The 13803-nt window shown below is 33.6% G+C and carries 9 protein-coding genes and 1 riboswitch; of the genes, 5 read left to right on the forward strand and 4 right to left on the reverse strand.

The window, feature by feature from the left end; all coding sequences use genetic code 11:
- Window positions 1-324 precede the first annotated feature (324 nt).
- Window positions 325-891, forward strand: coding sequence for a hypothetical protein (locus tag ACVC08_RS10580; protein WP_452602010.1), 567 nt, complete (start codon window positions 325-327; stop codon window positions 889-891).
- 76 nt (window positions 892-967) lie between these two features.
- Here the strand turns inward: ACVC08_RS10580 and leuB are convergent, their stop codons facing one another.
- The 4 genes from leuB to ACVC08_RS10600 all read right to left on the reverse strand — a co-directional run bounded on the left by leuB (window position 968) and on the right by ACVC08_RS10600 (window position 5632).
- On the reverse strand, window positions 968-2086 hold the full coding sequence (leuB, locus tag ACVC08_RS10585) for a 3-isopropylmalate dehydrogenase (RefSeq protein WP_452602011.1): 1119 nt from the start codon (window positions 2084-2086) through the stop codon (window positions 968-970).
- Window positions 2087-2426: 340 nt separating this feature from the next.
- On the reverse strand, window positions 2427-3014 hold the full coding sequence (gene leuD / locus ACVC08_RS10590; protein ID WP_452600417.1) for a 3-isopropylmalate dehydratase small subunit: 588 nt from the start codon (window positions 3012-3014) through the stop codon (window positions 2427-2429).
- A 1-nt stretch (window position 3015) separates the two neighbouring features.
- Window positions 3016-4398, reverse strand: a complete 1383-nt coding sequence (leuC, locus tag ACVC08_RS10595; protein WP_452602012.1) for a 3-isopropylmalate dehydratase large subunit — start codon at window positions 4396-4398, stop codon at window positions 3016-3018.
- Window positions 4399-4456: 58 nt separating this feature from the next.
- Window positions 4457-5632, reverse strand: a complete 1176-nt coding sequence (locus ACVC08_RS10600; protein WP_452602013.1) for a 2-isopropylmalate synthase — start codon at window positions 5630-5632, stop codon at window positions 4457-4459.
- A gap of 149 nt (window positions 5633-5781) precedes the next feature.
- On the opposite strand from ACVC08_RS10600, the gene ACVC08_RS10605 reads away from it, so the two are divergent.
- From ACVC08_RS10605 to ACVC08_RS10620, 4 genes are all read left to right on the forward strand, one after another.
- A complete protein-coding gene (locus ACVC08_RS10605) occupies window positions 5782-7326 on the forward strand; it encodes a hypothetical protein (protein WP_452602014.1) in 1545 nt (514 codons plus the stop codon).
- 218 nt (window positions 7327-7544) lie between these two features.
- Window positions 7545-7669: riboswitch (SAM riboswitch) on the forward strand.
- 119 nt (window positions 7670-7788) lie between these two features.
- Window positions 7789-9081, forward strand: a complete 1293-nt coding sequence (locus ACVC08_RS10610) for an O-acetylhomoserine aminocarboxypropyltransferase/cysteine synthase family protein (protein WP_452602015.1) — start codon at window positions 7789-7791, stop codon at window positions 9079-9081.
- Between the two features lie 101 nt (window positions 9082-9182).
- The gene (thrA, locus tag ACVC08_RS10615; RefSeq protein ID WP_452602016.1) at window positions 9183-12581 is read left to right on the forward strand and encodes a bifunctional aspartate kinase/homoserine dehydrogenase I; all 3399 of its coding nucleotides are present in this window, start codon (window positions 9183-9185) and stop codon (window positions 12579-12581) included.
- A gap of 15 nt (window positions 12582-12596) precedes the next feature.
- A complete protein-coding gene (locus ACVC08_RS10620) occupies window positions 12597-13766 on the forward strand; it encodes a trans-sulfuration enzyme family protein (RefSeq protein ID WP_452602017.1) in 1170 nt (389 codons plus the stop codon).
- Window positions 13767-13803 lie beyond the last annotated feature (37 nt).

Here is a 13803-nt window from a genome sequence, read left to right on the forward strand (position 1 = left end):
ATTATTTTATTAATTTTAGGAACGTATTTCTTTGTAACCAAAAAAGCATCAGAATCAACAACTAATTTATTGTTAATAGCAGGAGTTACTCAATTAACCCTTTTTTACGGAGTTATGTTTTACCTTTATAAAGGAAAAATGCATTAGAAGACTAGTACCCCATGTTGGAACTCGTCTGCGACGAGTTATTATTTACAATATATGTAGATACAGAAAGAAATAAAAAGCTTTCGTAATGTAAGCATTGCGAAGGCTTTTTTACATTTGTGTGTATTATAAAACACTAAATAGACTATTAATTACTCTTTTTATAACCCAACCATTATGTTTAAAACATTAAAAAAAACAGCGCTTTTTATTTTAACTTTTGCTATAATCTCTTGCGGCGCAAAAAAAACAAGCACTAAAACAAAATTAAAAGTAAATACACATTTTAATGAGCGCTATAAAAACAGTGTAAAAACGTTTACAGGCGTATTAAACAATACAGACTATAACGCATTAAAAACGGCATTAAAAACGGCATTAGAAAAGGAGTTGGGTACAACACTACCTAATGATAAAGCAATACTTATAAATTATAACCAGGAAGCACCTAATTGTATTGGGTATACATATTGGAATATTGGTAATAGAGTAAGGATTTCATCTAGAATAAGTAACGCTAATAATGCAATGGATTTTTTTGTGTACAATGCGAATGCGTTTCATAAGGAACTATATGAAAAGTATAAGAAGTATAGGTTAGACACAGGCTTCTTTTATAATACCATTTTTACATTGCACGAAAATTGCAAAGCCTTTTTTATTGTAAAACCTAACGGTGACTTTTTAAAGTATTATGGAGAAGATTATTTTAGTATAGTGGAAGATTTTTTAAAAAAAGATTAAAACTTTATACTTAAAAAGCGACACTATTATTACATTAGCGTCGCTTTAAGTAGTAGTTGTGTGTCGTGTTTATTCTTTAAATAATAGTAGACTGCCCCAAGTGTATGTTATTAAAATTAACAGTACTGTCTTCGGGGTTACTAATAAAATCGGCAATAAAATCACCAACTTTAGTTGTTGTTATATTACCATAAGTGGTATTAATATCTGGTGTTGTAATTTCTAATTTAAGCGATTTTTCTACAGCTTCTTTAATAAGTTCAGCTTCGTCAAATAACTCAAAGTGCTCTAGCAACATGGCCGCTGATAAAATAGAAGCAATAGGGTTGGCAATACCTTTACCCGTAGCTTGTGGGTAGGAACCGTGTATAGGCTCGAACATAGCATAACGGTCTCCTACAGAGGCAGAAGCTAGTAAGCCTATAGAACCACCGATAACACTAGCTTCGTCGCTAATAACATCACCAAATAGGTTTTCGGTTAGTATAACATCAAACTGTTTTGGGTTTAAAATCATTTGCATAGCAGCATTATCTACAAACAGAAAATCTAGAGTAACCTCTGGGTAATCGCTTGCCATTTCGGTAACGACTTTACGCCATAAACGAGAGGTTTCTAAAACATTAGCTTTATCTACTAAAGTTACTTTTTTATTGCGCGCTTGTGCGGCTTTAAAGGCTAAATGCGCAATACGCTCAATCTCTACACGCGAGTACTCGCATAAATCTGATGCTGTATTGCCATCGTCGCTTAATTGTTTTTTACCAAAATAAATGCCGCCAGTAAGCTCACGATATATACTAATATCTGTGCCTTGTATAATGTTGCGTTTAAGAGGTGATTTTTCTAAAAGCGTATCGTAAGCCTTTACGGGTCTTATATTGGTGTATAACCCTAGTTCTTTTCGTAACTTTAAAAGCCCTTGCTCTGGACGTACTTTTGCGCTGGGGTTGTTATCGTATTTAGGGTCGCCAATAGCGCCAAATAAAATAGCATCGCTAGATTTGCATAAGTGTAATGTATGGTCTGGTAACGGGCTGTTATGTTTATCTATGGCAATGGCGCCTACGTCTGCGCTTTTAAATAAAAACGTATGGTCGAACTCTACAGCGATGGCTTTTAAAACCTTTATGGCTTGCTCGGTAACTTCTGGGCCAATGCCATCTCCTGCTAAAACTGCTATGTTTAATTTCATATTAATTTCTGTGAAGGCAGGACGCTTATCCTACTTTCTTTTTTTTATAAATTTCTGCGAATACAGAAACCTTATTATTTGTATTTATTTTATAGTGTTACGTTTGCAAGTGCATTCGTAATTTTTATTGGTTCTCGATACACTGCTCATACTTCGCAGTACTCGAACTGACGTTTATACTATATTTTTCAATTTTAATTTTCATAAGAGTAAGCCAATCGTCATTCATTAATTGTACTTCTCAATGGTTCTCGATACACTGCTCATATTTCTCAGCACTCGAACTGATGTTTGTTTTTATTTGAGTAAGCCACAGCTTACTGCGAATTGCTCACTTATTTTAATTTCTATTGGCTTCAAAAGCTATGATACTGTCTTTTTTGCTTAATAAATAATCGATATCATCATAACCATTTATTAAGCAGGTTTTTTTATACGGGTCTATTTCAAACGAACTAGAAAAGGAGGTATGCTCAACTGTAATGGTTTGTGCCTCTAAATTGACTTCTAGTTTAGTGTCTGGTTTTGCTGTGATTTCGGTTAATAGAACGTTTAAAAAGCTTGGCGAGACTTGTATAGGTAATAGGCCATTGTTTAATGCATTACCTTTAAAAATATCGGCAAAAAAACTTGAGACGATTACTTTAAAGCCATAATCGCTTAAGGCCCATGCGGCATGCTCTCTACTAGAACCACAACCAAAATTATCGCCAGCAACTAATATGCTTCCAGAATATTTAGGATTGTTTAAAGTAAAGGCTGTGTTTAAAGTATTGTCTTTATTGTATCTCCAGTCTCTAAACACGTTATCACCAAAACCGTTTCTATCGGTTGCTTTTAAAAAACGAGCAGGGATAATTTGATCGGTATCTATATTCTCTATAGCTAATGGAATGGCTTGCGATTTTAATGTTACGAATTTTTCCATTTTAATTTAATTGTTTCATTACATCAATAATTTTTCCTTCTACAGCAGTTGCAGCTGCTACAAGCGGACTTGCTAAAATAGTTCTAGCGCCTTGCCCTTGGCGACCCTCGAAATTTCTGTTAGACGTAGAAACACAATATTCACCTTGCGGAATTTTATCATCATTCATTGCCAAACATGCCGAACAACCGGGTTGCCTTAATTTAAAACCAGCAGCATCAAAAATGGTTTTTAAGCCTTCTTCTATAATTTGAGCTTCTACTTGTTTGCTTCCAGGAACTAACCAAGCCGTGACATTATCGGCTTTTTGCTTGCCTTTTATGTAGTTGGCTGCTACTCTAAAATCTTCAATTCTAGAATTGGTACAACTGCCAATAAACACATAATTTATAGGCTTGTTTATTAAGGATTCTCCTTTATTAAAGTTCATGTACTGTAATGATTTCTCGAAAGAGTCGTCCTCTAAAACAGGGATATTTTCGGTAACCTTAATGCCCATACCTGGATTGGTACCATAAGTAAGCATAGGTTCTATATCTTCTGCATCGAAAACATATTCTTTATCGAAAACGGCACCATCATCTGTTGGTAGCGTTTTCCAATAGGCTACTTTTTTATTAAAATCTTCGCCTTTAGGCGCAAAGACCTTGTTTTGTACATAGTCGAAAGTGGTTTGGTCTGGCGCAATCATTCCGCCACGAGCCCCCATTTCTATGCTCATGTTACATACCGTCATGCGGCCTTCCATAGACATGTTTTCGAATACGTCGCCAGCATATTCGCAAAAATAGCCAGTACCAGCATTGGTACCTAATTTAGCAATAATGTATAGTATTACATCTTTTGGTAGTACGCCCTGCTTTAATTTTCCGTTAACCGAAACACGTAAGCTTTTAGGTTTGGTTAATAATAAGCATTGGCTTGCAAATACCTGTGCAACTTGGCTAGTACCAATACCAAAAGCAATAGTGCCAAAAGCACCATGGGTGGAAGTATGGCTGTCTCCACACACAATGGTCATACCGGGTTGGGTAATGCCTAGCTCTGGCGCCATAACATGTACAATACCATTGTATTTATGGCCTAGCTCGTATAATGTGATATTATTTTTTTTACAATTGGCAGATAACTGCTCTAGTTGTTTTCTAGAGTTGTCGTCTTTAATTGGTAAATGCTGATTTTCGGTAGGGGTATTATGGTCTGCCGTAGCAACAATTTGGTCTGGTCTAAAAATAGGAATATTACGTCGCTCTAATTCGTTAAATGCTTGCGGGCTTGTTACCTCGTGAATTAAGTGCTTATCTATATATAACACCTGTGGACCATTCTCTATAGCATCTACCACGTGAGCATCCCAAACTTTATCGAAAAGTGTTTTTTTCATTTTTTATGCCCGAGTTATCGGGTAATTTTATTTTCCGCAAAAGCGGTAATCCGTTTAATTATGCTCTAACGAGTTGTTGGTAAATTTTACTGGTTTCAATAATTTGGTGTATATCGTTATCGTTAACTTCTTTCTTTCTATCGGCAAAGGTTAAAAAGTTTGCATACACATCATCTAGCTGCAGTTTAGTTAGCTCGTACCCTACATTTTTAGCTCTGTAAGCTAAAGCCGCTCTACCGCTTCTAGCAGTTAAAACAATTGCAGATTCGGTAACACCAACATCTTTAGGGTCTATAATTTCGTAAGTTTCTCTGTTTTTAATAACACCATCTTGATGAATTCCAGAGCTATGTGCAAAAGCATTAGCACCAACAATAGCTTTATTAGGTTGTGTATAAATACCCATACTGTCACTTACCAATTGGCTTAATCCAAACAATTTAGTAGTATCTATATTAGTGTCTAAATCTAGGTCGGCATGCTGTTTAAGTACCATAACAACTTCCTCTAAAGCGGTATTACCTGCACGCTCACCAATACCATTTATAGTACATTCTATTTGGCGAGCACCATTAATAACACCTTCTATAGAATTGGCAGTTGCCAAGCCCAAATCGTTATGGCAATGGCAAGATAAAATAGCGTTTTCTATACCCTTTACATTATCCATTAAATACTTAATTTTTGCTCCATACTCGCTAGGTAAACAATAGCCAGTAGTATCTGGTATGTTAAGTACCGTTGCCCCAGCTTTTATAGCTGCTTCGCAAACACGCGCTAAGTACTCATTATCTGTTCTACCTGCATCTTCTGCATAAAACTCTACATCTTCAACAAAAGACTTTGCATAGCTAACAGCATCAAAAGCACGTTGTATTATAGTTGCTCTATTCGATTTAAATTTAAATTTTATATGCGAGTCGCTCGTGCCAATACCAGTATGTATTCTTGGTTTTTTTGCATATTTAAGCGCATCGGCAGCAACCTTAATGTCGTTTTCTACCGCACGTGTTAAACCACATACAGTAGCGTTCTTTACAATTTTTGCAATGGCTTCTACCGATTTAAAGTCTCCAGGACTAGAAACAGGGAAGCCAGCTTCGATGACATCTACACCTAATTGGTCTAATTGCTGGGCGATAACAACTTTTTGTTCGGTGTTTAGTTTGCAACCAGGAACTTGCTCTCCATCTCGAAGTGTTGTGTCGAAAATTTGAATGTGTTGTTTTGACATTTTGTAAGAATATATTTTTCTATTGTACCACGAATTTATATTTTGGGTAAAGCTTAGGCAGACATTCTTTTTTAATTTTTACGATGTTCAAAAAGGATATTTTTATTTAAAAACCTGACAATCAAATGGTTGTTTTTATTTTTTAATTGATGACTAAAGACCAAAAAGACAGCTTATTTTTGTTGGTTAAATCTTTAACCAAATCCGAAAAACGACAATTTAAGTTGTATGTTGGTCGGTTAGGAGTGAATTCTGACTCTAAATTTTTAAGTGTTTTTAATGTTTTAGATAAAATGGCAACCTATGATGAAGCAGCTATTTTAAAATCTACAGCAGTTAAAAAACAACAGTTAGCCAATGTAAAAGCGCATTTATACAAACAAATTTTAATTAGTTTAAAGTTAACGCCATCGCATCAAAATGTACGTTCTCAAATTAGAGAGCAACTCGATTTTGCCTCTATTTTATACCATAAAGGACTTTATAAACAAAGTTTAAAAATTTTAGATAAAGCTAAAGATCTGGCCATAATTAACGAAGAAAAGAATTTAGCGTACGAGATTGTAGAACTCGAAAAAGTAATAGAGTCGCAATACATTACTAGAAGTATAAGCAATAGAGCAGACGAACTTACCATACAAGCAAAAGAGCTTAGTGCGGCTAATGTTATGTCTAGTAAACTGTCTAACCTATCACTACAATTATATGGGTTGTTATTAAAAACAGGGTATGTAAAGAATGAGGAGGAGAGCCTTTGGGTTAAAAATTATTTTAATGAAAGGTTACCAAAATACAATATAAAGACGCTTGGGTTTAGAGAAAAACTGTGGTTGTATAATGCTTATTTGTGGTACAGCCTTTTAATGCAAGATTTTTTAAATAGTTATAAGTATGCCTCTAAATGGGTTAATTTATTTTATGAATACCCAGACATGATTCATTTAAACCCAGTATTCTTTCTAAAAGGAAACAACTACTTATTAGAAGCTTTATTTTTCTTAAAAAATAGAGACAAGTTTAAAGAGGTACTAAAACAACTAGAGCTTATAACTGTAGAGAACACTTTGCCTAAAAATGAAAACGTAGAAGCTTTAGCTTTTTTATATATTAATTTAAATAAAATTAATTTACACTTTATAGATGGGACTTTTAAGGAAGGCTTAGAATTAATACCAAAAATGGAAGCCGATTTAATCTGCTATAAAAACAGAATAGACGAACACCATACAATGATATTCTACTATAAGTTTGCAAGCTTACATTTTGGATCTGGAAATAATAGAAAAACTATAGACTATTTGGATAAAATTATCTCTAATAAAACCCTAACAATGCGAGAGGATTTATTGTGTTTTTCTAGAGTACTAAACCTTGTAGCACATTACGAAGCTGGACTAGACTACCATTTAGAAGCTTTATTGCGAAGTACTTATAAGTTTTTAATTAAAATGAACGATTTGCATGAGGTGCAAAAAGAGATGATAAAATTTATTCGAGGGCTACAGGATGTGTACCCGCACGATATAAAAAAGGCCTTTAAAGTGTTACTTAAAAAACTAAAAGTATATGAAAATAGACCTTACGAGGGGAGAGCCTTTTTGTATCTAGATATTATATCGTGGCTAGAAAGTAAAATAGAAAATACACCAGTAGACCAAATTATAAGAACGAAATATTTAGAAAGTAAAAAATAAGTGTCGTTGTCTTGTGTTTACCTAAAAGTATAACTTTATTTTAATTGATAACGCGATAGTTGTTATGAAATATATTTTGTAATAATTTATTTTTGTAGTTTTTATTTCTGTTTATTTTGAGTTTTTAATTTTATTCTGAAAATTTTTCGGTTTTTGTTTGGAGGTAAGAAATATTTTTTACAATATTTGCACTCACAAAGTTCAATAACTATATTGAAATGTTATCAAGAAAGGTGGAGGGAATAGACCCGTTGAAGCCTTAGCAACCCTTAAGCAATTAAGTAGGTGCTAAATTCTACTTAAAGTAACGATCCATTTATCGTTAATTTAAGATAGATAACCCAACATAATTACTCATTTGTAATTATGCAATTTCTTATAACATTTTTCTATTAAGTATGCCTTTAACTAGGCTTATTTGGCTTTTGTTTTAATTTATCATTAACTCAAAAACTTAGAAAAATGAGTACACAAAAATTTGCAACGAAAGCGTTGCACGCAGGACATGATGTCAACCTAAATGCAGGAACAAGAGCCGTTCCTATTTACCAATCTACAGCATACGTGTTTAACGACTCGGACCATGCAGCAAATCTATTTGCTTTGGCAGAGCCAGGAAACATTTATACTAGAATTAACAACCCAACAAACGATATTTTAGAGCAACGTTTGGCGGCATTAGAAGGCGGTATTGCAGCAGTAGCAACAGCTTCTGGAACCTCTGCAATAGCAACAACACTACTAACATTGTTAAAGGCAGGGGACCATATTGTAGCTTCTAATAGTTTGTATGGCGGAACCTACAATTTACTTAATGTAACTTTACCAAGACATGGTATAACCACAACATTTGTAGACCCTTCAAACCCAGAAAATTTTAAAACAGCAGCTCAAGAAAATACAAGAGTATTTTTTATAGAATCTCTAGGGAATCCTAAACTAGATGTGTTAGATATAGAAGCTATATCTAAAGAAGCAAAAGCTTACAAAGTACCATTAATTGTAGATAATACAGTGGCAACACCGTATTTATTAAACCCAATAGCGTATGGTGCAAATATTGTTATCCACTCCTTAACAAAATACATTAACGGAAATGGTACAGCACTTGGCGGTGTTATTATAGATGCAGGAACGTTTGATTGGGCAAATGGTAAATTCCCAGAATTTACAGAACCCTCTGCTGGATACCATGGGTTAATTTATAACGAAACCATAGGAGCCGCAGCATTTATAGCAAAAGTAAGAATAGAAGGCTTAAGAGATTACGGCGGGGCATTGAGTCCATTTAATGCGTTTCAAATTATTCAAGGATTAGAAACATTAGAACTACGTATTAAAAAGCATAGTACCAATGCATTAACGCTAGCAAAATGGTTGCAAGAACAACCCGAAGTGCTATGGGTAAATTACCCAGGGTTGGAAACCAGTAAATATAAAAACTTAGCAAGAAAATATTTGCCTAATGGACAAAGTGGTATTGTTACTTTTGGGTTAGATGGTGGTTACGAATCGGCAAAAAAAGTAGTAGACTCCACAAAATTATTTTCACTACTAGCAAATATTGGAGATACAAAGTCATTAATTATTCACCCAGCAAGTACAACACATCAACAATTAAGTGACGAAGCACAAGAAACTACAGGTGTTACAAAAGATTTAATTCGTCTCTCTGTAGGTATAGAAAATATTGAAGATTTAAAAGCCGATTTAAAAGAAGCCTTTTCTAAAGTTAAAAAAACAGTTCTGGTTTAAATTTTAACTCACAAGAATCTTAGTTAATGTTGATTGATTAGAGCTATGCGTCCTATCCTGAGGGCGTATGGTTCTATAATACTGCACACTTCTAATAGATAATGGATAATTTAAAACACATAACACTAACAGATTTTGGTACCCAAAACGGAGATATTATGGCAACCCTTAAGCTCTCTTATCAATGTTTTGGGCAGCCATTATTTAGCGCACCAATAGTACTAATAAACCATGCACTAACAGGTAATAGTAATGTTACAGGAAAAGGCGGGTGGTGGACCGAGTTAGTAGGAGCAAATAAAGTTATAGATACTAATAAGTACACCGTTTTAGCATTTAATATTCCTGGTAATGGTTACGATGGTTTTATTATAGACAACTATAAAGCATTTGTAGCAAGAGACATTGCTAAAATATTTCTTCTAGGATTAGAGCACTTAAAAATTACAAAGCTTTTTGCTATAATAGGAGGTTCGTTAGGAGGAGGTATAGCATGGGAAATGGCAGTATTAAAACCAGATTTGGCAACACATTTAATTGTTGTGGCTACCGATTGGAAATCTACCGATTGGTTAATGGCAAATTGCCAAATACAAGAACAGTTTTTAGTAAATTCTAGTAACCCCGTTCATGATGCTAGAATGCATGCTATGTTATGTTATAGAACACCAGAATCGTTTAAACATCGTTTTCAACGCTCTAAAAATGAAGCACTACAAATTTTTAATGTAGAAAGTTGGTTGCTACACCATGGTAAAAAACTACAAGAACGTTTTCAGTTGTCTGCCTATAAACTAATGAATCAATTGTTAAGAACAATAGATGTCACTAAAGACAGAGGTGCAAATGCAAATGTTTTAGACACTATTCAATCTAAAATAACCATTATAGCGGTTGATTCCGATTTGTTTTTTACAGCAGAAGAAAATAGAGAAACGCAAAAACAATTAGCCTTAACACATACTAACGTAACTTATAATGAGATAAATTCTATACATGGGCATGATGCTTTTTTAATAGAGTTTGAACAACTTGAAAAAATTATAGCTCCCATTTTTAGAGTAAACTCAAAAGAGAGAAAAATGAAAATATTAAAATTTGGAGGTAAATCTTTAGCCAATGGAGAAGGTTTAAACCGAGTAATTTCTATTATAGAAAATAAAGTAAAAGACAACGAAAAAATAGCGGTTGTTGTTTCTGCTAGAGGAAAAGCTACAGACGAACTGGAGTTAATTTTAGAAAAAGCAGTAGAAAACAAAAATTATATAGAACAATTAGAAGCCTTTAAAAACTACCAGAATTTATTAGCCAATACAGATTTATCTAATGAGTTTTCTAGGTTAGATAGTTTGTTTGAAGGCGTACAATTATTAGGCGACTATAGCCAGAAAATTAAAGATGAGGTTTTAGCACAAGGCGAGTTAATTTCTGCTAAATTAATTTCTGCATTACTAAGAAGTAAAAATATAAATGCCAAAGCAACAGACGCTAGAACATTAATAAAAACAGATGATAACTATGGCAATGCAAAACCAATAGAAGGGGTGTCTAAAAAAAATGTTGTCGATTATTTTAAGCAAAATAATGGAACAACGGTAAACATTGTTACAGGCTTTATAGCCTCTAATAAGGATAATAAAACAACAACCTTAGGACGTAATGGAAGTAACTACACAGCATCGTTATTAGCAAACTATCTAGATGCAGAAGAGTTGCAAAATTATACACACGTAAATGGTATTTATACAGCCAATCCAGATTTAGTACCAGATGCAAAAAAAATTGAGCGATTATCGTTTACAGAAGCTAATGAACTAGCCAATTTTGGAACAACAATATTACACGCTAAAACGATTATTCCATTAATAGAAAAAAATATTCCACTTCGTATATTAAATACATTTAACCCAGAAGATAAAGGAACCATTATAACCTCAAAAAGTAATTCTAAGGGAATCCGTTCTTTATCGGTACTAGACAATGTTGCATTAATAAACATAGAAGGACGAGGGTTATTGGGTAAAGTTGGAGTAGATGCTAGAATTTTTAAAGCATTAAGCGCTCAAAATATTAGTGTAAGTATAATATCTCAAGGCTCTTCAGAACGCGGTATAGGCTTAGTTATAGACGCTAAAAAAGCAGCTAAAGCAGTTATTGCACTAGAACAAGAGTTTGAAAACGATTTTTACTCTCAAGACATTAATAAAATTAGTGTTATAGACGACGTGTCTGTAGTCTCTATTGTGGGGCAAGAGCTAAGTACGTTTCATAAACCCTTTAATGCGCTTATAAAAAACCAAGTAACACCACTATTATTTAATAATACAGTTACTGGAGAAAACGTAAGTATAGTTGTTAAAAAAGTACAATTACATAAAGCTGTAAATGTAATACATGGAGAGATTTTTGGAATTTCTAAAAAAATAAACTTAGCCATTTTTGGACATGGTTTGGTAGGGACAGCTTTAATTAATCAAATAATAAATTCTGCTAACGAAATAGAAAAACGAAAAGGAGTAAAGCTTAATATTTTTGCAATAGCCAATTCTAAAAAAGCCATTTTTAATAAAAACGGAATTACAGAACATTGGAAAGAGGAAGTAGAAACACAAGGCCAAAACTATACAATACAAGATGTATATGCATTTGCAAAAGCAAATCATTTAGAGAATTTAATAGCAATAGATAATACATCAAGTCTAGAATTTGTATCCAACTATATACAATTAGTAGAAAAAGGTTTCGATCTAGTATCCTCTAATAAAATAGCAAATACAATAGATTTTAACTTTTATAAAACATTAAGAGAAACCTTAGCTAAGTACCAAAAATCGTATTTATACGAAACCAATGTAGGTGCGGGTTTACCATTAATAGATACCATAAAATTACTACATCTATCAGGAGAAAATATTGTAAGAATTAGAGGGGTGTTTTCAGGCTCATTAAGTTACTTGTTTAATACATTTTCAGCTGAAAATATCCCCTTTTCTACAGTGTTACAACAAGCCTTAGATAAAGGCTACACAGAACCCAACCCAAGAGAAGATTTAAGTGGTAACGATGTGGCTAGAAAACTTTTAATTCTAGCAAGAGAATTGGATTTACATAACGAATTGAGTGATGTTACTATAGAAAATTTAATCCCAGAACAATTAAGAACTATAGAAACAGAAGACTTTTTACAATCGTTTGAAGAGATGAATACTGTTTTTCAAGACAAAAAAGAAGCACAAAAAGATAATCATGTATTACGATATATAGGAGACTTACATGGCGATTTAGCAGACGAAAAAGGAGCAAAGTTAGACGTGAAATTAGTGTCTGTGCCAAAACAATCACCATTAGGTGCCTTAAAAGGAGCCGATTCTATTTTCGAAATATATACAGAAAGTTATGGCGAAAACCCTATTGTAATTCAAGGCGCAGGCGCAGGCGCATTAGTAACAGCTAGAGGCGTTTTTGGGGATGTTTTACGATTAACAGAAAAAAACAACTAAAACCAACTAAAAACCATGAGCACTAAAAATATTGAAACCCAAGCCATACGCACACAAATAGAGCGATCGCAATACTTAGAACATTCCAATCCGTTATACTTAACCTCTAGTTACGTTTTTGAAGACGCAGAAGACATGAGAGCCTCTTTCGCAGACGAAAAAGAACGTAATATTTATAGCCGTTACTCTAACCCTAACACCTCAGAGTTTATAGAAAAAATTTGTAAAATGGAAGGTGCCGAACGCGGTTATGCATTTGCAACGGGTATGTCTGCTGTGTTTTCAACCTTTGCAGCATTATTAAATTCAGGAGACCATATTGTATCCTCACGAAATGTATTTGGTTCAACACAAACCATGTACAATAATATATTGCCAAAATGGAACATTTCTACAAGCTATTTCAAGTTGGATGAAATAGATAAAATAGAAAGCTTAATACAAACTAATACAAAAGTGTTATATGCAGAAAGCCCAACAAATCCAGCAGTAGACATATTAGATTTAGAACGATTAGGACAGATAGCAAAAAAGCATAATTTAATACTAATAATAGATAACTGTTTTGCAACACCCTATTTACAACAACCCATAAAATTTGGAGCAGATTTAGTAATACACTCTGCAACAAAACTAATAGATGGACAAGGCAGAGTTCTTGGAGGAGTAACCGTTGGTAAAGCAGATTTAATACAGCAAATCTATTTATTTTCTAGAAATACAGGGCCAGCATTATCACCATTTAATGCTTGGGTATTATCCAAAAGTTTAGAGACCCTACCGGTTAGAGTAGACAAGCATTGTGAAAATGCATTAAAAGTGGCGACTTTTTTAGAAAGTCATGATAAAGTAAACCTAGTAAAATATCCATTTTTAAAGTCGCACCCGCAATACAAATTAGCAAAAAAACAAATGAAGTTAGGAGGTAGTGTTGTTGCTTTTGAAGTAAAAGGAGGTGTTAGTGCAGGACGACGATTTTTAAACGCTATTAAGTTGTTATCGTTATCTGCAAACTTAGGAGACACCAGAACGATAGTAACACATCCAGCCTCTACAACACATGCAAAACTATCTGAAGAAGATAGATTACAAACAGGAATAACAGGAGGATTAGTTAGAGTCTCAGTAGGCTTAGAACATGTAGATGATATTATTAATGATTTAAAACAAGCATTAGAACATTAGTAAGGTAAAAGCGGTGTTTTAAATTAAATACAAATAA

The sequence above is a fragment of the Pontimicrobium sp. MEBiC06410 genome (assembly GCF_053601615.1).